The sequence below is a fragment of the Virgibacillus dakarensis genome (genome assembly GCF_900155625.1).
In the GTDB taxonomy this organism is placed as follows: domain Bacteria; phylum Bacillota; class Bacilli; order Bacillales; family Amphibacillaceae; genus Lentibacillus_C; species Lentibacillus_C populi.
This window is the reverse complement of record NZ_LT732553.1, coordinates 1466642-1490259: the sequence shown is the minus strand read 5'-3', so window position 1 is coordinate 1490259 and position 23618 is coordinate 1466642. Positions and strand designations below refer to the sequence as shown.

The 23618-nt window shown below is 42.2% G+C and carries 20 protein-coding genes; 16 read left to right on the top strand and 4 right to left on the bottom strand.

Annotation, left to right across the window (positions count from 1 at the left end; translation table 11 throughout):
* Window positions 1–14: 14 nt before the first annotated feature.
* The 13 genes from CZ382_RS07520 (at window position 15) to CZ382_RS07460 (ending at window position 15891) form a co-directional block, all read left to right on the top strand.
* Window positions 15–1139 carry a M20/M25/M40 family metallo-hydrolase gene (locus tag CZ382_RS07520; protein ID WP_088051006.1) on the top strand — a complete coding sequence of 375 codons (1125 nt, stop codon included), beginning with the start codon at window positions 15–17 and terminating at the stop codon, window positions 1137–1139.
* Between the two features lie 220 nt (window positions 1140–1359).
* Window positions 1360–2607 (top strand): DNA polymerase IV, encoded by a 1248-nt coding sequence (locus CZ382_RS07515; protein ID WP_088050572.1) that lies wholly within the window; start codon window positions 1360–1362, stop codon window positions 2605–2607.
* 391 nt (window positions 2608–2998) lie between these two features.
* Window positions 2999–4039, top strand: a complete 1041-nt coding sequence (argC, locus tag CZ382_RS07510) for an N-acetyl-gamma-glutamyl-phosphate reductase (protein WP_088050571.1) — start codon at window positions 2999–3001, stop codon at window positions 4037–4039.
* Between the two features lie 12 nt (window positions 4040–4051).
* Window positions 4052–5278, top strand: a complete 1227-nt coding sequence (gene argJ, locus CZ382_RS07505) for a bifunctional glutamate N-acetyltransferase/amino-acid acetyltransferase ArgJ (RefSeq protein ID WP_088050570.1) — start codon at window positions 4052–4054, stop codon at window positions 5276–5278.
* A gap of 13 nt (window positions 5279–5291) precedes the next feature.
* Entirely contained in the window at window positions 5292–6107 is an 816-nt protein-coding gene (gene argB / locus CZ382_RS07500) for an acetylglutamate kinase (RefSeq protein WP_088050569.1), read from the top strand.
* A gap of 34 nt (window positions 6108–6141) precedes the next feature.
* Window positions 6142–7284: an aspartate aminotransferase family protein gene (locus tag CZ382_RS07495; RefSeq protein WP_088051005.1), complete on the top strand. Its 1143-nt coding sequence runs from the start codon at window positions 6142–6144 to the stop codon at window positions 7282–7284.
* 18 nt (window positions 7285–7302) lie between these two features.
* A complete protein-coding gene (gene carB / locus CZ382_RS07490; protein WP_088050568.1) occupies window positions 7303–10473 on the top strand; it encodes a carbamoyl-phosphate synthase (glutamine-hydrolyzing) large subunit in 3171 nt (1056 codons plus the stop codon).
* A 19-nt stretch (window positions 10474–10492) separates the two neighbouring features.
* Window positions 10493–11461, top strand: a complete 969-nt coding sequence (argF, locus tag CZ382_RS07485) for an ornithine carbamoyltransferase (RefSeq protein WP_088050567.1) — start codon at window positions 10493–10495, stop codon at window positions 11459–11461.
* A gap of 158 nt (window positions 11462–11619) precedes the next feature.
* Complete coding sequence (locus CZ382_RS07480) at window positions 11620–12831, top strand: argininosuccinate synthase (protein ID WP_088050566.1); 1212 nt, start codon at window positions 11620–11622, stop codon at window positions 12829–12831.
* 114 nt (window positions 12832–12945) lie between these two features.
* Window positions 12946–14319: an argininosuccinate lyase gene (argH, locus tag CZ382_RS07475; RefSeq protein WP_088050565.1), complete on the top strand. Its 1374-nt coding sequence runs from the start codon at window positions 12946–12948 to the stop codon at window positions 14317–14319.
* Window positions 14320–14465: 146 nt separating this feature from the next.
* Window positions 14466–14822, top strand: coding sequence for a helix-hairpin-helix domain-containing protein (locus CZ382_RS07470; RefSeq protein WP_235000398.1), 357 nt, complete (start codon window positions 14466–14468; stop codon window positions 14820–14822).
* A gap of 221 nt (window positions 14823–15043) precedes the next feature.
* Window positions 15044–15529: a hypothetical protein gene (locus CZ382_RS07465; RefSeq protein WP_088050564.1), complete on the top strand. Its 486-nt coding sequence runs from the start codon at window positions 15044–15046 to the stop codon at window positions 15527–15529.
* Window positions 15520–15891, top strand: coding sequence for a hypothetical protein (locus tag CZ382_RS07460; protein ID WP_088050563.1), 372 nt, complete (start codon window positions 15520–15522; stop codon window positions 15889–15891). The genes CZ382_RS07465 and CZ382_RS07460 overlap by 10 nt, the downstream gene beginning before the upstream one ends.
* Before the next feature lie 85 nt (window positions 15892–15976).
* Here the strand turns inward: CZ382_RS07460 and CZ382_RS07455 are convergent, their stop codons facing one another.
* From CZ382_RS07455 to CZ382_RS07440, 4 genes are read right to left on the bottom strand one after another with little or no spacing between them, the layout of a single operon-like run.
* Window positions 15977–17347, bottom strand: coding sequence for an aldehyde dehydrogenase (locus tag CZ382_RS07455; RefSeq protein ID WP_088050562.1), 1371 nt, complete (start codon window positions 17345–17347; stop codon window positions 15977–15979).
* Window positions 17348–18286 (bottom strand): ribonuclease Z, encoded by a 939-nt coding sequence (gene rnz / locus CZ382_RS07450; RefSeq protein WP_088050561.1) that lies wholly within the window; start codon window positions 18284–18286, stop codon window positions 17348–17350.
* A gap of 12 nt (window positions 18287–18298) precedes the next feature.
* Complete coding sequence (gene namA, locus CZ382_RS07445) at window positions 18299–19315, bottom strand: NADPH dehydrogenase NamA (RefSeq protein ID WP_088050560.1); 1017 nt, start codon at window positions 19313–19315, stop codon at window positions 18299–18301.
* Between the two features lie 17 nt (window positions 19316–19332).
* Window positions 19333–20073, bottom strand: coding sequence for a glycerophosphodiester phosphodiesterase (locus tag CZ382_RS07440; protein WP_088050559.1), 741 nt, complete (start codon window positions 20071–20073; stop codon window positions 19333–19335).
* A 68-nt stretch (window positions 20074–20141) separates the two neighbouring features.
* Here CZ382_RS07440 and CZ382_RS07435 point away from each other — a divergent pair, with 68 nt between their 5' ends.
* The 3 genes from CZ382_RS07435 to CZ382_RS07425 all read left to right on the top strand — a co-directional run bounded on the left by CZ382_RS07435 (window position 20142) and on the right by CZ382_RS07425 (window position 23610).
* On the top strand, window positions 20142–21761 hold the full coding sequence (locus CZ382_RS07435) for a M20/M25/M40 family metallo-hydrolase (RefSeq protein WP_088050558.1): 1620 nt from the start codon (window positions 20142–20144) through the stop codon (window positions 21759–21761).
* A 79-nt stretch (window positions 21762–21840) separates the two neighbouring features.
* Window positions 21841–22803, top strand: coding sequence for an MBL fold metallo-hydrolase (locus CZ382_RS07430; RefSeq protein ID WP_088050557.1), 963 nt, complete (start codon window positions 21841–21843; stop codon window positions 22801–22803).
* 3 nt (window positions 22804–22806) lie between these two features.
* Window positions 22807–23610 carry an SDR family NAD(P)-dependent oxidoreductase gene (locus CZ382_RS07425; protein WP_407701302.1) on the top strand — a complete coding sequence of 268 codons (804 nt, stop codon included), beginning with the start codon at window positions 22807–22809 and terminating at the stop codon, window positions 23608–23610.
* The last annotated feature ends 8 nt before the right edge of the window (window positions 23611–23618 follow it).

Here is a 23618-nt window from a genome sequence, read left to right as displayed (position 1 = left end):
GAGCTACAGTACAAATGGTTCAAATAAATCAAGAGCGCTTAATCAATGAATTTATGGAATTGGTACAAATTGACTCAGAGACAAAACAGGAGGCGAAAATTGCCGGTGTTTTAAAGCAAAAATTTACTGACTTGGGGCTTGATGTTATAGAGGATAACAGTAAAGCAGAAACCGGTCATGGAGCAGGTAATTTAATTTGTAATTTAGCAGGAACGAAAGCTGATGCAGATACCATTTATTTCACATCACATATGGATACGGTTGTTCCAGGGAACGGAATTAAACCATCGATTAAAGACGGCTATATTGTATCGGATGGCACAACTATACTCGGTGCAGATGATAAAGCTGGACTTGCAGCAATTCTGGAGGCAATTCGCACATTGCAGGAAAACAAAATCGAGCATGGCGATATTCAATTTGTGATCACAGTTGGTGAAGAATCAGGCCTGGTCGGGGCAAAAGCATTAGATTCTTCCTTGCTTAAAGCAAAATACGGGTATGCGATTGATAGTAACGGGGCTGTGGGTGATATCATTGTTGCTGCGCCGACACAAGCGAAAATTTTTACCGTTATCAAGGGAAAAACGGCACATGCCGGGGTTGCTCCCGAAAAAGGTGTTTCCGCAATTACACTTGCGGCCAAGGCTATAGCTAAGATGCCACTTGGCCGGATTGATGCGGAAACAACCGCGAATATCGGCAGGTTCGCAGGTGGCCAGCAAACGAATATTGTCTGTGATTATGTAGAAATTTTAGCAGAAGCACGCTCGCTTGTTCCGGAAAAAATGGAAGCACAGGTAGCTAAAATGAAAGATGCCTTCGAAACAACTGCAGAAGGACTTGGCGGCAGTGCTGAGGTTGATGTGAAGATTATGTACCCTGGTTTTAACCAAAAAGCAGGTGATCAAGTTGTGGAAGTTGCCCGTAACGCAGCAAAAGTGATTGGCCGCGAAAGCAAGCTGCTAAAAAGCGGTGGCGGCAGTGATGCCAATGTGATAGCTGGGTTCGGCATTCCGACTGTAAACTTGGCTGTCGGGTATGAAGAGATTCATACAACAAATGAACGGATTCCGGTAGATGAGCTTGTGAAAGTGACGGAGCTGATCACCGCAATTGTGGAGGAAGCAGCAAAATAATAGTCTAGGACAGTAAACAGTGGATTTTGGCTTGTGAATGACAATGGTTGGCCAGTAAATGCTTTTATTTGGCCAGTAAACAAAAATGGACAGTAAATAACACGAGTTCACCGGTGAACAACTATATAAAAATGAAAGAGACTGGGTTGGTTGGTATCCGGTCTTTCTTTTTTATGTTATAATAAAATATAGAAACAACCGTTCGTGAAGGGTGTTAAACATGTCTCACTGGTATCCGAAAAAAGGTCGCGTCATTTTTCATATTGATATGAACTGCTTTTATGCCTCCGTTGAAATGGCATATAATCCCAAGTTGAAAGGGAAACCGCTGGCGATTGCCGGTAACCCGGAAGAGCGTAAAGGAATTATTGTGACAAGCAGCTACGAAGCCAGAGCTAGGGGAGTCAAAACGACCATGACATTGTGGCAGGCAAGGAAACTTTGCCCAACTTTAATTATCATGCGCCCGAATTTTGACCGTTATCGAATGGCTTCTCAAGAAATGTTTAAAATGCTTGCCGAAATAACCCCCTTCGTGCAGCCGGTATCGATCGATGAGGGTTATATGGACATAACCGAATGCGAACAGCTTGGTAATCCAATCAGAATAGCTGAAAACCTGCAAAAACGGATTAAAGATGAATTGGATTTGCCATGCAGTATTGGAATCGCGCCAAATAAATTTTTGGCAAAAATGGCGTCCGATATGAAAAAACCGATGGGAATAACCATTCTCCGTAAACGTGATTTGCCACAAAAGCTATGGCCGCTTCCTGTTGGCGACATGTATGGTGTGGGTGAAAAAACAGCTCGCAAATTGAATGCGATTGATGTAAAGACAATTGGTGATCTTGCCTCCCGTGATGTCTATCACCTAAAACAAGTGTTAGGGATAAATGGTGAACGACTGCGTAATCGGGCAAATGGCATTGATCCAAGACCAGTCGATCCGGAGGCGGTGAACGAATTTAAAAGTATTGGCAGTTCGCAAACATTGCCCGAGGATACGACGGACGAGGTTGATATTCAAAAACTAATGGAGCAGCTTGCCAGTAATGTAGAGCGAAGAATGAACCGAAAACAGGCAGCAGGACTTGGTGTACAACTTATGATTCGTTATCATGACCGTAAAACGATTACAAGAAGCAAAAAGCTGCAATCCTACATTGAAAAGAAGGAAGATATTCTTCGTGTCGCCAATGAACTATTTCAAAAGCATTGGAACCTTGAACCGATTCGTTTACTAGGGATTACAGTTCAAGATGTAGAAGGAAAGCAAAATATCGCACACCAATTGGATTTATTTACGTATGAAGAAGAGGCAAGGAAAGAAAAACTCTATACAGCAATTGAAGAATTAACGAATAAATACGGCAAAAACCCTTTTAAACAAATGGAAAATCAGGGGCAGAACGATCAGCCGCGTACCAGTTTTCAAAAGGATTTTTTGGATGATTATAAAAGATGAAAGCTCACATTGTTACATTAGATGGGGGTTTTTTATAATTATCATGGAAATTATAAAGTTTATACGCTGTGGTAACTGACTGTTCAAGATGGCCACGTCAGGCGACAACACCCGCATCGGTACAATAAGTTTCAGTTGAAGTTCGGATAAAACACCCACGACAATCACCAATTGAAAAGAGCGAGCACGTCCTATACATTCCCACGCTCGTATTCTGAAAACCTATTTATAAATCCATTTATCCAAGCGTACAGCTCACACTTATGGAAACGTGTGGGCTGTTTTTTTATCCCCTATCTGAAAAAAATAAATTATTTTAAAATACCTATTGCATATTTATACTATATTATTTATAATAATACACAATCATTTTAAAGGGGCTGAATACAGGGTGAAGGCAGGAATAGTTGGAGCGAATGGGTATGGGGGTGTTGAGCTGGTTCGACTGTTGCATCACCATCCAATGGTAACGCTCGATTTACTCGTATCACATTCGACTCAGGGACAAAAGATTACTGACCAGTATCCACACTTACATAACATCTTAGAATTGCCTTTAGAGAAGCTAAGTTTGAATGAAATTACCGATCGGGTAGATGTGTTATTTTTCGCAACACCTTCAGGAGTAACGAAAGAAATCGCACCGCCGTTCGTTAAGGCGGGACTTCCCTGTATCGATCTATCTGGAGACTTTCGGTTAAAAGAAGGGCACTCATACGAACAATGGTATAAAAAATCACCAGCCGAACCGGAATTTTTGGATCAGGCGGTTTACGGATTACCAGAGATATTCCGTGAGCGCATCAAAGATGAAACATTCGTTGCCAATCCAGGCTGTTATCCAACGGCAGCATTACTCGGAATAATCCCTTTGATCAAGGAGGGTATTACGGAAACAACAGGGACAATTATTATCGACGGCAAAACGGGGGTGTCCGGAGCCGGGAGGAAACTAGTGCAGGGATCACTGTTTTCCGAAATCAATGAAAATACAAAAGCATATAATCTCGGAAGTCACCAGCATACACCGGAAATAGAACAAGTGTTGACCGATTTGCACGGCAAGAATATCAAGGTCAGCTTTAATGCCCATCTGGTACCAATGACAAGAGGGATTTTATGTACAATATACACACCGCTTAAAGAACGATTAGCAGATGCAGATCTTGTTCAATTGTATAAAGAAGCATATCAAGATGAATATTTCGTTCGCGTCAGACCGGAAAAAACATGGCCAGCAACAAAGGAAGTATATGGCACAAATTATTGCGATATTGGTGTTAAGGTTGATGAACGGACAAATATGGTCATTGTTGTTTCTGTCATTGACAATCTTGTAAAAGGTGCAGCAGGTCAGGCAATTCAAAATATGAATCTACTAAATAATTGGGATGAAAGGACAGGACTTGACACCATCCCTGTTTATCCATAGAAGGAGGGCGTAATGGAGGAGACACAAGCGGAATTGCAAGAAGTAACTGAAGGTGGTATTTTAACGGCCAAAGGTTTCCATGCTGGAGGAGTTCACTGCGGTATCAAGCGGAAGCGGCATGACCTGGGCTGGCTTTATTCGGAGGTGCCGGCACATACCGCTGCTGTTTATACGACGAATCTGTTTCAGGCCGCTCCACTTTTGGTAACAAAGGAAAGCATTGCGGTAGAACAGAAAATCCAGGGGTTAATCGTTAATTCCGGGGTTGCGAATGCGTGTACTGGTGAGCAGGGAGTCGCGAATGCATACCAAATGCGCCATTTATTCGCACAAAAGCTTGGGACTAGCGACCACCTCGTTGCTGTTAACTCAACTGGTGTTATCGGAGAGCAGCTGTCCATGGAAAAAATCAAACAGGGAATTGCGCAAATTAATCTGAATGAATCTGAGCAAGAAAGCTTTGCGAAGGCTATTTTGACAACCGATACGTATACGAAACATGTTTGTATTCAACTGGAATTAAACGGGGAGCTTGTAACAATTGGTGGAACGGCTAAAGGTTCTGGCATGATCAACCCGAATATGGCAACAATGCTTGCATTTTTAACGACAGATGCGAGCATTGAACCGGTTGCCCTGGATGTGGCATTAAGGTCGGCTGTAAACCAGACGTTTAATTGCATTACGGTTGATGGCGATACAAGTACGAATGATACGGTTATGATCATGGCCAACGGGGAAGCCAACAATCAATCGATAACATTGGCAGATAAGGGAAATTTTCAGCTGTTTACCGATGCTCTAACGAAAGTCTGTCAATCGCTGGCAAAACAAATTGCTAGAGACGGGGAAGGTGCCACTAAATTAATCGAGGTGCAGGTAACCGGAGCCGCTCGTATGGAAGACGCTAAGGCGATTGGGAAAACGATTGTTGGCTCAAGTCTTGTGAAAACAGCGGTATTTGGAGCTGATGCTAACTGGGGCCGAATCATTTGTTCGATTGGTTACAGCGGAATAGAGCTTGAGACAAGTAAACTTGCTGTTTCGATTGGGGATATACCTATTGTTCAGCATGGTATGCCAACTCATTTTCACGAAGAGCTGGTGAACAATTATTTAAAATGGAATGATGAAATCAAGATCACAGTGGATTTGCACAGTGGTAGTGAGGAAGCGTTCGCATGGGGCTGTGACCTATCTTATGACTATGTAAAAATTAATGCTTCCTATCGAACTTGAGGGGAGGGTGACGGTGGCTTATCAGATTATTAAATGTGGTGGCAGTGTTCTTGACCAGCTTCCGGAATCATTTTACCAGGAAGTCATTACCTTAATCGAGGACTATCAAGCCCAACCAGTAATCGTACACGGCGGGGGTCCAATGGTGTCCTCATTGCTCACGGATCTCAATATCGAAACGAAATTTGTAAACGGAATGCGTATAACAACCGAAGAAGTTCTTGATGTAGTAGAGATGGTTCTATCCGGCACCATAAATAAAAAACTTGTTCGTGCCATTGTAGAAAATGGCGGCGAAGCGTTTGGCTTAAGTGGTGTCGATGGAAAGCTGCTTCTGGCACGCGCTATACAAAGCAAACAGCAACTGGGCTATGTTGGGGAGGTTGTTTCCGTTAATACAACGCCACTAAAGATGGTTCTGGAACAAGGAAAAATCCCTGTTATATCACCCGTTGCCATTGATGAAACCGGACAGCGCTGGAACATCAATGCTGACCTGGCAGCGGCAGCAGTTGCCAAAGCGTTGAAAGCACCGTTATACATGGTTACAAACGTACCAGGTGTACTCAAAGACGGCAGCGTCATTTCTGAATTAACCGCTAACGAAGCAGAAAAAATGATTGCTGCCGGTCAAATCTACGGGGGAATGATTCCGAAAGTACAGGCGGCAATCGACTGTTTACGAGAAGGGGTGCAAAAGGTGGCGATCATTAATGGACAGGAAGAAAAGAGTCTGATCAAGCAGGTATCCGGGAAAAACGCAGGGACACTTTTTGCATTGGATGAAGCAGTAGAAACACCAGCTAATTTAGAGGCAGGAAGGGTGTGAATTGGTGGAAGCAAAAACGATTCAATCATCATTAATGCAGACGTACAATCGTTTTCCCATAACGGTTGCCAAGGGAAAGGGCAGTTATGTTTGGGATACGGATGGCTGCAGGTTTTTGGATTTTACTGCAGGGATTGCGACTTGCAACCTTGGCCATGTTCCGCAGGCAGTGAAAGAAGCGGTGTCCAGTCAACTAGAGGAACTGTGGCACTGTTCCAATTTATATCACATTGATGCTCAGGAAAAATTGGCAGCATTACTAACCGAATACAGTTGTCTGGATCAAGTCTTTTTCTGTAATAGCGGTGCAGAAGCGAATGAAGCAGCGATCAAGCTTGTCCGCTTGTTTAGTACAGAGCGCTCCAATATTGTAACGTTCCGCCAGTCATTTCACGGCCGTACAATGGCTACCCTGAGTGCAACAGGACAGGGGAAAATTCAGACCGGTTTTGCTCCTTTATTAAAAGGATTTACCTATTTTCCCTACAATGATCGGGTTAGTCTGGCAAGGCTGAAAGTGGAACAGCCTGCTGCGGTTATGCTTGAGCTTGTGCAAGGGGAAGGTGGTGTCATCCCGGCAGAACAGGATTGGATTGATGAGCTTGTTCAGATTTGTACAGACCTGCAAATATTGCTTGTTATTGACGAAGTGCAAACTGGCATGGGACGTACAGGTTCGTTGTTTGCCTACCAACAATATGGATTGGAACCGGACATCATCACCCTTGCTAAAGGTTTAGGTTCCGGATTTCCGATTGGTGCCATGCTTGCAAAAAAAGGGATAGCACAGGCTTTTCAGCCAGGGAGCCATGGTAGTACATTCGGCGGCAACCCACTGGCAGCAACAGCTGGTCTCGCAACGGTAACGGAATTAGTTCATTCACCGGTTATCCAAAATGGTGCCGAGAAAAGTATGTTATTGATCACCTATTTAAAACAGCTGAAACAGGAATTCCCGCAAATTAAGACGATTCGCGGGCGGGGGCTCTTGATTGGAATGGAAGTGGCGGATGTACCGGCGGGAGAAATCGTGCAAGCAGCTATTCAGGAAAAATTACTGATTCTGACAGCTGGCCCCTCCGTCATTCGGCTCTTGCCACCACTGACGATAACAGAAGACGACATTCTGTTGTTTATAAAAAAATTCCGAAGCGTACTGACACACGTATTTTCGTAAAACAGGAGGTTATGGCTTATCAATCAGGTAAAAAAGGTACTGGTTATTGGTTCAGGTCCAATTGTCATCGGGCAGGCCGCAGAATTTGATTATGCCGGTACAGAGGCATGCTTGGCATTGAAAGAAGAAGGAATCGAAGTCGTTTTACTGAACAACAATCCAGCAACAATTATGACCGATGAAACAGTTGCTGATCGTATTTACCTTGAGCCGATGACCGTCAACTCCATTGAAAACATTTTTGAAAAAGAACGTCCCGATGGGCTTATTGGGACACTTGGCGGCCAAACAGGATTAAATTTGACATTGGAAGTGCACAATTCTGGTTTATTGGAAAAATACGATGTTCAATTGTTGGGAACATCAGTAAATTCAATGCAAAATGGGGAAGACCGGGAAAAATTTCGTGCGCTTATGCAAGAACTAAACGAACCAGTACCTGATTCCCATATTATTACGACGGTGGAGCAAGCTGTCAGCCGTGCAGAGGAAATCGGCTATCCGGTAATTATTCGTCCAGCCTATACACTAGGTGGCACCGGTGGCGGTTTTGCGGAAAACAGCTTGCAATTACAATCAATTGTCACGAATGGACTGCAGATAAGCCCGATTCATCAGGTACTGTTAGAGAAAAGTATCAAAGGCTTTAAAGAAATTGAATTTGAAGTGATTCGCGATGTCCATGATGATTGTGTTATTGTCTGCAGCATGGAAAACGTCGATCCGGTTGGTGTCCATACAGGCGATTCGATTGTCGTTGCACCAGCACAGACATTAACAGAACAGCAAAATACAATGCTTTGTAATGCAGCGGTTACTATTATTCGCGAACTCGGGGTTATTGGCGCGTGTAATATTCAATTTGCCCTTGCCCATGATACAAACGAATATTATGTTATTGAAGTTAATCCACGGGTGAGTCGTTCGTCAGCATTAGCATCGAAAGCAACCGGCTGTCCGATTGCTAAAATCGCAACAAAATTGGCACTTGGTCAATCATTGGATGACTATTTCCCATCCAAGACTGATACCGTTCATCAACTATTTATCGATTATACGGTTGTAAAAATTCCGCGATTTTCCTTTGATAAGTTTCCGGAGGCAGATAGAAAGTTAGGGACACAAATGAAGGCTACCGGGGAAACAATGGCGATCGATCTAACCTTTGAAGCCGCATTGAATAAAGCAGTTCGCTCGTTGGATAACGGTTTAACATCCTTACAGCATCCGTTAATTACCGGTAAAGACTATCCGGTTTTGCTTGAACACATGCAGCAACCTACTGATTTACGGTTGTTTGCTGTGGCAGAAGCACTGCGGATGGGAAAAGGTGTGCAGGAAATTTATCATTTGACCGCGATCAGCCGGCTGTTTTTAAAGAAAATCAAACAAATTGTAGGGATGGAACAAACCCTAAAGACTGCATCATTAGATAAAGTCACTGCCGAGCAATTATTACAAGCAAAACATTTGCAAATCAGCAACAAGGCATTGGCTGAATTTTTCCAGGCAACGGAACAGGAGGTACAGGAAAAAATCAAGGAGTTTCAGTTAATGCCAAGTTATCAGGTAGTTGCTTCCGAAAATCATTTCCCATATTATTATTCGACCTGGTATAACAAAGAAATGCCCGATGCGGGATCTGTGCAAGGGAATAAAGTACTGATTCTTGGCTCTGGACCGATTCGTATCGGGCAAGGGATGGAATTTGATTATAGCTCCGTCCATGCGGTTTATGCCTTGAAAAAAATGGGTTACACAACTGTAATCGTAAATAACAATCCGGAAACTGTTAGTACGGACAGTTCAGTAGCCGATCATCTTTATTTTGAGCCATTAACGACGGAGGATATTTTAGCTGTAACCCGTCGGGAAAAGGTGGAAGGTGTATTTATTCAATTTGGCGGGCAAACCGCAATTAACCTCGCTAAAGATTTGGCGGATGCGGGAGTCCGGATTTACGGTACTTCACCAGAAAAAATTGACCAGCTGGAGGATCGGAAACATTTTTATCAGCTGCTTAAGGAGATAAACATTCCGCATATTCAAGGGGAAATGGCCTACAGTCTAAATGAAATCAAAGCCTGCGCTGAAAAAATCGGGTACCCGGTTCTGGTTCGCCCATCGTATGTGATTGGCGGGCAATCCATGTTTATTATTCATCAGGAGGCAGCATTGGTCGCCTATTTGGACACAATCCGTTATTCTGATCAGCGAATTTGGCCGATCTTGGTTGACAAATATACACCGGGGCTAGAGGCGGAAGTGGATGTTATTACCGATGGGGAACATTGCTTTGTGCCGGGGATTGTGGAGCATGTGGAACAGGCTGGTGTTCATTCTGGCGACAGCATTGCCGTCATGCCACCTGTTCGTTTATCTTCCATCCAACAGGAAATATTGCTTTATTATGCGCAATCCATTTGCAAAGCGGCAAATATAGTTGGCTTGGTTAATATCCAGTTTGTTATTACAGATGAGCAGATATATGTGCTGGAAGTGAACCCGAGAGCGTCACGAACCATCCCGATGATTAGCAAAATAACGGGGGTGCCAATGGTTGAATTGGCCATTCGTACCCAGCTTGGGGAGCGGCTTGAAAGGAATCGTGTACCGGAATCACTTGGTTATTATGCAGTGAAGGCACCAGTATTTTCGGCAGCACAATTAGCGGGCGTTGATCACAAGCTCGGTCCGGAAATGAAATCGACCGGTGAAGCGCTTGGTCTTGCAGCAACGTATAAGGACGCACTTGCTAAAGCAACTGATATGAAGGCGTATACGATCGAAAAAGATTCGGAAAAACGATATGTGCTTTGCTCAATAACGGATAGAGAGAAGCCGGCACTGTTGTCAATTAGCAAAGAACTGAGGAAAGATTTTTCATTACTTGCCACACCGGGAACGAGTGCCTATTTAAGCAAACACGAGATTGTCAATCAGACCATCGAAAGTAGTTCAGCAGAATTGGAAAGGGTTTTTCAGCAGCAAATCATAGCTGGGACAGTTGTCACTCCGACCGGTTTGCAAAATAAGAAAAGCGGAAGGCAGATCCGGGCACTTGCCGTAACGTATCAGGTTCCATTGTTTACATCGCTTTCGACATTACAGGCAGTAATCGAAAGTAACATACAGACTAATTCTGTTACATCATTACAGGACTATCTTCATACGTATTCAACTGTTTAGTGGAAGGGGATTGATTTTTATGACGAATGTACTTTCAACAGAGGATAAGGCTCGACCCATTTTGCAGCATAAGGATTTTTTAACCCTCGGTCATTTTAACAAAACTGAAATAACCATGCTGTTAGCTGAAGCGGTCAAGCTTAAAAAGCAAACGAAAGCGGGGATTTTTAACCCCTGCTTACGGGGAAAAGTTCTCGGAATGATTTTTGAAAAAGCATCTACCAGAACAAGGGTGTCATTTGAAGTCGGAATGTTGCAGCTTGGCGGCGAGGCAATTTTTCTTAGCGCGGGTGATATCCAGCTTGGCCGGGGAGAATCAAACGCAGATACGGCAAAAGTACTGTCACGTTATGTGGACGGCTTAATGATCCGAACATTCAGTCATAAGATTATCGAAACCTATGCACAATATGCTACCGTTCCAGTTATCAATGGGTTGACGGATCTGCATCATCCGACACAAGTACTTGCAGATTTATTAACCATTTACGAGCATAAAGGAAAACTGGCTGGCCTAAAACTCGCCTATTTTGGTGATGGAAATAACAACATGTGCCACTCTTTAATGGAGGGAGCAGTGAAGGTTGGAATGGATGTGGCAATTGCCTGCCCGACGAATTATCGGCCGAATCCGGAAATTCTCGGAGAACTCAAACAAGAGGCAACAGCAAATGGAACGAAGCTAAGTGTCAGCGAAAGCCCAGCAGAGGCGATGGTGGACGCGGATATTGTGGTGACAGACGTATGGGCAAGTATGGGAAAAGAACAGGAAAATGAAGAGCGGAAGAATATTTTCGCGCCGTATCAGGTCAATGAGAACTTGTGCAAGCATGCCAAAGCAGATTTTACATTTTTACATTGTTTGCCTGCACATCGAGGAGAGGAAGTTTCCGCTGCAATTATGGATGGTTCTCATTCGGTTGTGTTTGACGAAGCGGAAAATCGGCTGCATGCGCAAAAAGCATTGTTGAAACTGTTGCTGGGGTAATAGAGGTTGTTCAAAAAGTCAGCAAAGCTAAGCAACGACCTTTAAGAGTTGTAGAGGAACAGCCGATGCTCGGGACCCATGACGCCTCGACCTTCAAGATCCAATTTGGCGGCTTTTGAACACGAACGAATAAATAAATAAATTGGGGGTATGGAGATATGAGTGAAGGGAAAATTGTGCTAGCTTATTCAGGTGGATTGGATACATCTGTTTCAATTAAATGGCTGCAGGAGAAATATAATTATGATGTGATTGCATTGGCGATTGATCTTGGGGAAGAAAAGGATTTGGAGGCTGTCCGGCAAAAAGCATTAAACGTCGGAGCTATTAAAGCAATTGTTATTGATGCAAAAGAAATGCTGGCGAACGATTATCTCATGCCGGCATTGCAAGCAAATGCATTATATGAAGGGAAATACCCGCTATCTTCCGCATTGAGTCGTCCTTTAATCGCTAAACTGCTCGTTGATGTAGCTGAGCAGGAAGGTGCGATTGCAGTGGCCCACGGCTGTACCGGAAAGGGGAACGATCAGGTGCGTTTTGAGGTTTCCATACAGGCCCTGAACCCTGATTTACAAGTAGTTGCCCCTGTCAGAGAATGGGGGATGACACGTGATGAGGAAATCGCTTATGCAAAAGACAAAGGAATCCCGATCCCCGTTGATCTGGATAATCCATTTTCGATTGATGCGAATATTTGGGGACGTGCCTGTGAAGCAGGGGTACTCGAAAATCCGTGGAACGAGGCACCAGAAGCAGCTTTTGCCTGGACAAATCCGGTTGAAGCAACACCTCACGAGCCCGAATTAGTCGATATTTCTTTTGAAAATGGAGTTCCAGTAGCATTGAATGACGAGCCGATGGGGCTGGTTTCGATCATTGAGACATTAAATGCTGCAGGCGGTGAGCATGGAATCGGGCGGATTGATCATATTGAAAATCGTTTAGTCGGCATTAAATCCCGGGAAGTCTATGAAAATCCCGCCGCATTAATCTTAATCAATGCCCATCAGGAGATGGAATTTTTAACCCATACGCGGGAGGTTAGTCAATTCAAGAAAACGATTGATCAGCAATTTGCCCAAATGATTTATGATGGGCTATGGTACTCTCCATTACGCAAGGCTGTTGATGCGTTTGTTGCCGAAACGCAAAAAACGGTTTCTGGAAAAGTACGTGTAAAGCTGTTTAAAGGAAATCATACGGTTATCGCCCGGAAATCTGATTTCAGCTTGTACAATGAAACATTAGCAACCTATGAAAAAGGTGACATGTTTGATCATCATGCTGCGGTCGGCTTTATCAAGCTGTGGGGACTGCCAACGAAAGTTCATGCGGAAATTCACCAGAAAGAAAAGGTATATAAATAAAGTGAAACTTCATGCAGTAGGTGATCTTACTGCCTGCTTCCGGGATAAATTTTCTTTGCGGAGGTTCATCATTTGAACTTCCGTAAATTCTTTACATAAAGGAGAGAACTATTCATGTCTAAGCTTTGGGGTGGACGTTTTACAAAATCAACGAATGAGCTTGTTGAATCATTTACCGCTTCCATTGATTTTGATCAACAATTCGCAATGGAAGATATTAAGGGAAGTATCGCCCACGTTACGATGCTCGCTGAGTGTGAGATCATTGCCAGTGATGAAGCCTCAAAGATTATCAATGGCCTCAAAACCATTGAAAAAAAAATCAAGGCTGGATTGGTTGAATATTCGGTGGAGCATGAGGACATTCATATGAACATCGAAAAAATGCTCATTGACGAAATCGGGCCTGTTGGCGGGAAACTCCATACCGGACGAAGCCGAAATGACCAAGTTGCAACTGATATCCATTTATATGTAAATAAAAAAACAAAAGAAATCATCGAACTGGTGACAACTGTGCAAACGGCATTTGTGAAACAAGCGGAAGCAAATATCGATGTCATTATGCCAGGCTATACACATCTTCAGCGGGCACAACCAGTGTTATTTTCCCACCATATACTTGCCTATTTCTGGATGTTTGAGCGGGATAAACAGCGTCTGGTTGATAGTTTAAAGCGGGTAAACTGGTCTCCGCTTGGTGCCGGTGCGCTTGCTGGGACGACTTTTCCAATCAATCGTGAACGTACTGCAGCATTGCTCGGATTTGAAAACGTCTATCCGAACAGCCTGGATGCGGTTAGTGACCGTGATTTTATTTTGGAATTTTTATCAATTGCCTCAATCATAATGACCCATATATCACGACTTTCAGAGGAGCTTATCACGTGGTCAAGTCAGGAATTTGATTTTATCGAACTGGACGACTCTTTCTGCACTGGTTCAAGTATCATGCCTCAAAAAAAGAATCCAGATGTGCCCGAGCTTTTGCGTGGGAAAACGGGACGCGTTCATGGAAATTTATTCGGATTGCTAACGGTTTTAAAGGGACTCCCGCTAGCCTATAACAAAGACATGCAAGAGGACAAAGAAGGACTGCTTGATACTGTAAAAACACTGGATGGTTCATTACGATTACTTGCACCAATGATCGAAACGATGCAAGTAAAGAAAGAAAAAATGTACAAGGCTGTTGACCAGGATTATTCCAATGCAACCGATATTGCTGACTACCTTGTTACAAAAGGTCTTCCATTTCGTCAGGCACATGAAATCATTGGTAAGATTGTTTTGTATGCGATCCAGCAGAAAAAGTATTTGTTGGGACTATCACTTGACGAATATCGATCATTTAGTGAACTGTTTGCGGAAGATATTTTTGAAGTGCTTCAGCCAAAACATGTGGTAGAGGCGCGCAATAGTACTGGCGGCACTGCAGAAAAGCAAGTACGTGAACAGTTAGAGCAAGCGAAGGCTTTAGTGGAATAGAATCAATTTAAAAATAACTCAGTCAAACTGGGTTATTTTTGTGGATAAGCAGGAAATTGTGAAGTGGAGGTTGAAACTATAATTATGCTGCAACTTTTGTGAAATAAAACTGGGTTTTTTGATAACCGTTAAAAGGAGATTGAATGTTGAGTACAAATCCAAAATCACCACTAACACATGATGAAAAAGCAAGACTTCAAAAAGCTAAAATAAAAATAAGCGAAATACACTCGCTTAGCACGATTCAATTAGCACAAATACTGAATATCTCCGAAGACAGATCTCTAGTAGTTAAAGCACTAGCAGAATTTCAAACCGTTCCATCAATTGGACATAAATTAGCTGAAAAATTGGTAAACGTTTTAAAGATTTATTCATTACAAGAAATTAAAGATAAGAATGGTGCTATTCTTTTTGATTCATTAGAAAAGAAATTAGGTGTATGGACGGATAGTTGTGTAGAAGACCAAATTCGCTGTGGCATTAACTTTGCTAACGAGTAAGTAGCAGTAAACAATGGTTTGATTTTACAGATGAAAGAAAGAGATATCGTGAACAGTTTGGATATCCAAAAGACAGACCTCAAAAAGCTTGGTATGAGAAAGAGTAATGAAGACAAATTATCATAATCCATAATCTGAATTATCGTTCCTTTGTAATAAAACAAATTTTCCATAAGCAGTAGTACTTGATCTAGAATAATTTTTATACGGAGATGTCATAGTTGGAAATTGAGAATACAGTGGAAAAATTCTTAAGTTCAAATAAACCCGATCTTTCTTCTATTAGGAAATATCATCTAGCACATCCAAAAATTTTTAACACATACTTCAATGGTTATTGCAAAAAAACAACTGAAAAAATGAAAGCTGCAATATATCGCTATTCTGAGGATTATTCCAGACTACAGGAAATTGCCAAGTTACTACCCGGCGTTATAAAAAATGTGGCAGGTAAAGGAAAGGATTACTTCGGTTTTTCACTTGACGTTCCAGTACATATCTTTGTTGGGTTATATGCCTCGAATGCGTTTGTCGATCATAAAACTGAAATCTATTTCGCTGTTGAAAAGCTGCATCAGGATCCAAAGTTATTAGAAGTAATCGTGGCTCATGAATTTGTCCATAGTTATCATTATCATATATTAGGGGTGCGGGTATTGACTGGAATGCTATTAATTGGCTGGACGTCCGTATCTCTATGTATTTAGAAGGGATAGCTACGTATTTCTCTGAAAAACTGGTACCAGGTAATCCTAAAAGCGTTTATTTTTCTTATGATGAAAAGGGAGAGGATTGGTTTTCGTTTTGTCAGGAAAATTATATGAAGCTGGTGGAAGCTTTTAAGGATGAACTTGAAAATGGATCAGTAAACATGGAACAAGAATGGTTTAGGTTGTCAGGCGGGAAGCAATTCGGATATAGCCGACTTGGTTATTATTTAGGAACTTCATTTGTTCGGGATCTATGCAAAAGGTTAACTGCGAGCGAAGCATTAACACTATTAGCCAATGGGGACATCACAAACTCTGTCGACAATTGGTTTAAAGCTCAACTTTTGAATAAAGGGTAAAAGGGTATAAAAATGATGCTAACGGTATATATAGGTGTTTTATACAAAAACGCTTGGAAAAACTTCATTTCCAAGCGTTTTACCGTTATTTCATTATCCGCTTTACCAGTGAATGAGCTATTTTACTTCTCGGGTAGCGTAGTGGGATATCGAATTTAGTCGTTTGCTTCATGATACTCTTCCTGTGTGAAAATGTATCAAAACTGTATTTGCCGTGATATCCGCCAATTCCACTATTACCAACACCACCAAAAGGCAGATTTGGATTTGCTAGATGATAGAGTGTATCATTGATGCACCCGCCACCGAACGAGAGTTGCTGCAGAACCGTTTCCTGATCACGCTCATTCTCACCAAAATAATAGAGTGCGAGTGGTTTATCCATCTGTTTTAAGGTCGATATGACATCATTAAGCTTGGAAAATGTCAGGACCGGTAATAGAGGACCGAAGATTTCCTCCTGCATAATGGGGTCTTCCCACGTCACATTATCCAAAATCGTTGGCTCTATGCTGTTTTTATCTGTGTTAACACTTCCGCCATGAACTATTATTCCATTGGTTAGAAAAGCTTGTAATCTGTTAAAATGGTTTTCATTGACAATACGAACATAGTCTTCATTTTTTAACGGTTTCTTGCCGTAAAATGATTTAATGTGTTTTTTCATCGCTTTGAATAATTTTGGCTTGACCTTTTCATGAACATACAAGTAATCTGGCGCAACACAGGTTTGTCCGGCATTGGTGAATTTACCCCAAACAATTCGTTTTGCCGCCAGATCAATTTCAGCATCGTGGTTAATAATTGCCGGACTTTTGCCGCCTAATTCCAGTGTGACAGGAGTAAGGTGCTCACTTGCCTGGCGCATGATTATCTTTCCAACCTTCGAGCTTCCGGTGAAAAAGATATAATCAACAGGCTGTTTAACTAATTGTTCACTTATCGCTTTGTCACCCTCGACCACAGCAAAATAACGATGGTCAAATGTTGCAATGATCATTTCCGTAAACAACCCGGACATTGTTTCGGTAAATTCAGAAGGCTTCAGAATTACGGTGTTTCCGGCGGCGATCGCCCCAATTGCTGGTGCAAGCGCTAGCTGAAGCGGATAGTTCCATGGCGAAATAATTAACGTAACACCGTATGGCTCCGACATGATGTAGTTTTTTGTCCCCTTATGCGTCAGGGGAGCATCCACTTTTTCATCTTCCATCCAGCTTTTTAAATTTTTAAGTGCGAAGTCAATCTCGGTATATAAAAAGCCGAGTTCTGTCGTAAGTGTTTCATGTTTAGATTTGTTTAGATCCGTTTTCAATGCTTGATAAATTTGTGATTCATAGTTTTTCAGCATGGCTTTCAGCTTTCTCAACTGCTCCTTGCGAAAAGCGTACGTTAATGTTTCCCCGCTTAAAAAGAAATCCCGTTGCTCTTTAATCAATCCTTGCACTCGTTCCATTTAATCACTCCTTGAATTTTTCGTCTTAATAGTCGTACGGAAAAAATCATTGGCAATTTCTGTGTTTGGAAAAATGCTGCAAGCTTCTTTTCGTAACAATACGTTGTCCGCTTTTTGGTAGCGTGACGAGATATGTGTTAATATGAGTCGTTTGACGCCAGCATCACGGGCGAGCATTGCTGCCTGGGCTGTCGTTGAGTGAAAATATTCATGGGCAAGATCTGCTTTTTCCTGATCAAACGTTGCTTCATGGATTAAGCAATCAGCGTTTTCCACAAATGTTTTGTTTTGTTCGGTATTTCTTGTATCCCCAAGAATCGAAATGATTCGTCCGGGCTTGTCGGGTCCGAGAAAATCCTTCCGATGAATCGTTTTTCCATCGGCAGTTGTGACGACCGCATTATCTTTAATTTGCTGATAAATTGGTCCGGGCTGGATGCCAGCTTCCTTTAAATTGTCCGCTAATAGCACACCTGGTTTATCCTTTTCCACGATTCGATACCCATAACAGGGAATTCCATGCTGTAATTTTTTACAGTAGACGGTAAACTGAACATCGTCAAACACCTTACCTTCCGCTATCTCAACAATTTCGAGCGGATATTTAAGATGGGTCTCACTTGTTGTGAGACTTGTTTCAATAAACTCCTTGATCCCTTTAGGACCGTAAACAGTCAATAAATCATCTCCACCCTGGAAGGAGCGGCTGCTCAGGAAACCAGGAAGGCCAAAGATATGATCACCATGCATATGGGTGATAAAAATTTTGTTGATCTTCCGCGGCTTGAGCGATGTCTTCATGATTTGGTGCTGGGTTGCTTCCCCACAGTCAAATAGCCAGATGCTGTTCGCCTCCTGCAGCATTGTTAGCGCAATCGCCGATACATTACGTTCATTTGAAGGAACTCCTGCACCAGTACCAAGGAAAATTAATTCCATGATGACCTCCTCCTATTGCCAACCGCGTTCGTACTGGGTAGGTGCTTCCAATGCATAGCCTAGTTCATCGGCTGCTGCCTTTGCCCAATATGGATTTCTAAGTAATGCACGTCCAATAATGACAAGATCTGCCCGGTCATTTTGCACAATTTCTTCTGCTTGCAGTCCGCTTGTGATCAGGCCAACTGCACCGGTCGCAATAGCTGTTTCTTTTTTGATCGCTTCACAGCGTGGTACTTGATAACCAGGGTAGGAGTTGATTTTAGCTGGAACAACACCGCCGGAACTGCAATCAATTAAATCGATTCCTTGCTTTTTCATTTCACTTGAAAAATAAAGTATATCCTCCATTGTATTGCCAGCCTCATTGTATTCATCTGTTGAAATACGGACGAAAATAGGACCGTTCCACTCTGTTTTTACCGCCTCAATTATTTCTGATAAAAAACGGTAACGATTTTCCCGGGAACCGCCATAGTTATCTGTCCGCTGATTCGTTAAAGGAGATAGAAACTGATTTACTAAATAGCCATGGGCACCATGAATTTCTACAATATCAAATCCCGCCAATTTAGAGCGCCTTGCTGCTTGTTTAAACGCATCAATGGTTTGCTTAATATCTTCCTGGCTCATCTCTTTTGGTACTTTATAAGCGTCATTGAACTTAATCGCAGATGGGGCAAAAATATCCGATTCCAGCTCTGCCTTCCGACCAGCATGGGCAAGCTGAATGCCAGTTTTTGCACCATAGGCGTGAAGATGTTCGTTTAATTCCGTTAATCCGGCAACATGTTCATCTCCCCAAATTCCTAAATCCTCTGCAGAAATTCGTCCTTCAGGCTGAACGGCAGTCGCCTCAGTAATTACTAATCCTACCTGACCAACTGCCCGGCTAACCAAATGGGTGAAATGAAATGGTGTAATAATCCCGTCTTGTTTGAAGACCGAATACATACACATCGGCGACATCACAATCCGATTTTTTAGTTCAACATCTTGAAAGGTTATTGGTGAAAATAATTTTGCCATTAATACATCCTCCTAATTTAATTTGTTTGATGGAATTGTTTTCGTTGTTCTAACCCCAGATCAGGTACATCGGTAAAAATACCATCAGTTTTTAAAGCAAAGCACTTTGCCATCTTAATTGGCCGGTTAACGGTATAAACACGAACCTTTATTTTTTTACGCCGACATGCATCAACGAGTGATGGGGTAAGCAGCCGATATTTGATATGAAGCGCATTCGCTCCGATCCTTTTTGCATCATGAACAAGATTTCGATTTCTCCTTGATGTTAATAAGGCAATCTCGACATCACTGAATAGGTCTTGCATTCGTTGTACGCTGACGGGGTTAAATGTTGAGAGCGTTGTACGATCTAATAATTGATAAGACTTTAGCATATCGTATACAATTGTTTCCAAGTTCTTATAATCTATTTTAGTATTTTTTAACTCAATATTTAAATATAACGGCCTGGGTTTGATCCATTGCAGGAATTCATCTAAAGAAACGATCTTCGTTCCAGTATATTTTTTGGAAAACCAGGAACCAGCATCCAATTTTCTCAGCTCAGCAAACGTAAAATCTTTAACAAACCCTCTTCCGTTGGCTGTTCGCTTTACATGTTCATCATGAATTAGGACAGGAATATTGTCTTTTGTTAGCTGGACATCGGTTTCAATTCCATCTGCACCAAGCTTATACGCTAGTTTAAAAGCGGGCATCGTATTTTCCGGCGCAAGTCGTGATGCACCACGATGCGCGATAATGTTTGTAGTCAAAAGTTTCACCTCACGTTCGATTGTGTTGCAATTTTAACGAAAAGTCAATTTTCAGGGAGGAAATCTAGATGAAAAACTGGCAAACGAAAGAGGCGCTAACGGATCTATTATGTTCACTCGTTTCCCATCAAAGTATTACTGGAAGTCCCGCAGAAATTGCCCTTCCAGAGTATCTGCATCATTTGCTCATGCAAACAGAATACTTCCAGCAGCATCCTGAACTTCTAACGTTACATCCATTAGACGATGGCAGAAGATTGTTAACGGCGCTCGTTAAAAAGGGAAATGCAAGAAAGACAGTAATATTATTAAGCCATTTTGATGTCGTGGAGGTTGAGGATTATGGTTCGCTTAAGAATCTTGCCTTCCGTCCAAAGGAACTAACAAAAGAGATGGAACATATTAAGGGAGAACTCCCGGAACAGGTGCAGCAGGATCTAGCATCGGGTGAATGGCTGTTTGGCAGGGGAACAATGGACATGAAAGCAGGCCTTGCACTCCATTTAGCCATGCTTGAAAAAGCAATGAACAATGAATTTGACGGCAATATTCTGTTGTTGACGGTCCCGGATGAAGAAGTTAATTCACAAGGGATGCTGACCGCCCTTCCCGTATTGAAGCAATTAAAAGCACAAGAAAACGTAACGTATAATGCTTGTTTAAACAGCGAACCAATGTTTAGCAAATATCCAGGAGATGATCATTATTATGTATATACAGGATCGATCGGAAAAGTGCTTCCCGGCTTTTACTGTTATGGGAAAGAGGCTCATGTTGGGGAGCCGTTTTCTGGTATCAACCCGAACCTGATGATCAGTTTTCTTTCTCAGCATTTGGAATTGAATGAAGCTTTTATTGAGAAAATCGGTGATGAGGTAACACCACCGCCAACAAGTCTGATGCAGCGCGATTTAAAAGAGGCATATTCGGTACAGATGCCAAATGCGGCGATTGCGATGTACAATGTGTTGTATTTAAAACAGCCTTTCCATGAAATAAATACAAAACTATTAATGGCTGCTAAGGAAGCGGGCCAAGACATTGAAGCTTATGTGAAAGAAAAAGCCAGCTATTTTTCCGATGTGGCGAATGACTTTTCGTTGCCCGATTTTCAAGTAACCGTTTTGATGTATGAGGAATTATATGGCGAAGCTGTTAAACGCTATGGTCAAAAGGAAATTACGAGACGGCAAAATCTATTGGTCAGCAAGCGGGAACATGGGGACCGTGATTTTTCTACACTGCTTGTACAGGATTTGGCGTCATTGTGTAAAGATTTAGGCCCAATGATTGTTTTGTTTTATAGTCCGCCATTTTATCCTGCTGTATCATCCTATGGTGATCCGTATATAAAAAATGTCATTGATCATACAATAGAACAAACCCGTAGTTCATACAATATACATTTAACGGTCGCCGAATTTTTTACCGGGTTATCCGATTTGAGCTATGTTGGTCCGCCATCAGCTAAAAGCAGTAAGCTCAGTCAATTGACAACAAATATGCCGCTAAAAAATAATGGATTTATTTTTCCGGAAGAGGTGATAGAGGAACTGACCATGCCGGTATTAAACATTGGCCCGCTTGGCAGGGATCCGCACCAATGGACCGAGCGCCTGGAACTAACATACAGCTTTGAGTATTTGCCGGATATTTTAACAAGTGCGATTAAACGGTTGCTTAATTAGGTTGAACATAAGTGACAAAAACGGGGAAAAAGGGTAAGATAGAGATAAATGAATGACCATTCACTTTGGGGGCATATTGATGAAAGTTTTACATGATACGATTACCAAAATAACAATCCCAACACCATATGCAGTAGGGGATGTACATGTTTATCTTTTAAAAGGTGATACATTGTCACTTGTTGATGCAGGTGTGAAAACAAAAGCAGCGTGGGAGGCACTAGTAGCCCAATTAAAGCAGCTTGGCTATGCACCAAATGATATTGAACAACATATTTTGACCCACCATCACCCGGATCATATCGGGCTAGTAGGCGAATTTCCAAGGGCTTACTCAATTGTTGGCCATCAGTATAACGAACCTTGGCTAACCAGGGATAAAGCATTTCTGAAAAAGTATGAGCAATTTTATAAAGATTACTTTGCATTATCCGGGGTTCCCAACAAGTATTTAGAGAAGTTGGATAAATTAAAAGCACCACTGGCACTGATCGGTGAGGGAGAGTTAACGGTGGAGCTTAATGAGGGGGATCGTTTACCTGGCCATGAAGAATGGCAGGTGATAGAGACAAAGGGCCATGCGCAAAGCCATTTATCTTTTTACCGTGAAGCGGACGGATCGTTTATCGGTGGTGACCATTTGCTCAGATCTATTTCGCCGAATCCGATTTTAGAGCCGCCGCATGATGGGGAAAAGGAGCGTCCAAAGCCACTGCTGCAATACCGGGCCAATTTACGGAAGTGTCTGAAATTGGGGGTTAACACTGTTTATCCTGGACACGGAGAAATTTTTTCGAATGTGGATGAGTTGATTCCAATGCGCATGAAAAAACAGGAGCAAAGAGCAAAAAAAGTGTTTGACATCCTCCAGGAAAAAGAACAGACACCTTTTGCCATTTGTCAGCAGCTATTTCCGAAAAAATTTGAAGAGCAGCTTGATTTAACGATTTCCGAAACGATTGGGCAGCTTGATTTTTTGGAAGAAGAGGGTAAGGTAACAGTAAGAATGGATGACGGTCAACTTTTTTATCAAGTGAAATAGGTGATGTCTGTGGAGACAAACGTACGTAACAAATCAATTATTATAACGGGTGCATCAAGCGGAATCGGTGAGCGTATCGCGTGGCATATTGCTGAAAATGGCGGGACACCGATTATGATCGCTCGGTCGATTGATAAACTGGAGAACCTGAAAGAAAAGCTGCAACGGTCATTTGATATAACCGCACATGTATATCAGGCTGATATAACAGATAGAGATGCGTTTTCGAATGTGATACAGCAAATTTTGCTGGAACATAAAAACATCCATGGGCTAATAAACAATGCTGGGGCAGGAGTATTTGACTATGTGGAAGATATCAAAATGGAAGATATAGAGCGAATGTTTCAATTAAATGTCTATGCGTTAATCCAGGGGACACAATTGTTACTTCCGCATTTTTCGGCGAACCGGCGCAAATGTCATATTGTCAATATTGCCTCGCAAGCAGGGAAAATTGCAACACCGAAATCAGCCGTTTACGCTGCGACAAAACATGCCGTGCTCGGTTTTACTAACGCATTGCGGATGGAGGTCGCCGGAAAGGGAATTTATGTAACAGCTGTTAATCTAGGTCCAGTAAAAACAAACTTTTTTAAAACGGCTGATCCAAGCGGCAGTTATCAGAAAAGCGTTTCCCGTTACATGCTTGATCCGGATAAGACGGCAAGGAAAGTGGTAAAAAACCTGTTTAGAAAAAAGCGGGAGATTAATTTACCGCACTGGATGGAAGCCGGAAGCAAGTTCTATCAATTATTTCCACGTGTGATGGAGGTTTTGTTGCGGAAGCAGTTTAATCGGAAGTAAATGAATCT

What these genes read in the sequence shown, in the direction of transcription:
- CZ382_RS07520 (WP_088051006.1), top strand. Translation starts at nt 15, where the DNA reads ATGGTTCAAATAAATCAAGAGCGCTTAATCAATGAATTTATGGAATTG.
- CZ382_RS07515 (WP_088050572.1), top strand. Translation starts at nt 1,360, where the DNA reads ATGTCTCACTGGTATCCGAAAAAAGGTCGCGTCATTTTTCATATTGAT.
- argJ (WP_088050570.1), top strand. Translation starts at nt 4,052, where the DNA reads ATGGAGGAGACACAAGCGGAATTGCAAGAAGTAACTGAAGGTGGTATT.
- CZ382_RS07495 (WP_088051005.1), top strand. Translation starts at nt 6,142, where the DNA reads ATGCAGACGTACAATCGTTTTCCCATAACGGTTGCCAAGGGAAAGGGC.
- argF (WP_088050567.1), top strand. Translation starts at nt 10,493, where the DNA reads ATGACGAATGTACTTTCAACAGAGGATAAGGCTCGACCCATTTTGCAG.
- CZ382_RS07480 (WP_088050566.1), top strand. Translation starts at nt 11,620, where the DNA reads ATGAGTGAAGGGAAAATTGTGCTAGCTTATTCAGGTGGATTGGATACA.
- argH (WP_088050565.1), top strand. Translation starts at nt 12,946, where the DNA reads ATGTCTAAGCTTTGGGGTGGACGTTTTACAAAATCAACGAATGAGCTT.
- CZ382_RS07460 (WP_088050563.1), top strand. Translation starts at nt 15,520, where the DNA reads ATGTATTTAGAAGGGATAGCTACGTATTTCTCTGAAAAACTGGTACCA.
- CZ382_RS07455 (WP_088050562.1), bottom strand. Translation starts at nt 17,347, where the DNA reads ATGGAACGAGTGCAAGGATTGATTAAAGAGCAACGGGATTTCTTTTTA.
- rnz (WP_088050561.1), bottom strand. Translation starts at nt 18,286, where the DNA reads ATGGAATTAATTTTCCTTGGTACTGGTGCAGGAGTTCCTTCAAATGAA.
- namA (WP_088050560.1), bottom strand. Translation starts at nt 19,315, where the DNA reads ATGGCAAAATTATTTTCACCAATAACCTTTCAAGATGTTGAACTAAAA.
- CZ382_RS07435 (WP_088050558.1), top strand. Translation starts at nt 20,142, where the DNA reads ATGAAAAACTGGCAAACGAAAGAGGCGCTAACGGATCTATTATGTTCA.
- CZ382_RS07430 (WP_088050557.1), top strand. Translation starts at nt 21,841, where the DNA reads ATGAAAGTTTTACATGATACGATTACCAAAATAACAATCCCAACACCA.
- CZ382_RS07425 (WP_407701302.1), top strand. Translation starts at nt 22,807, where the DNA reads ATGTCTGTGGAGACAAACGTACGTAACAAATCAATTATTATAACGGGT.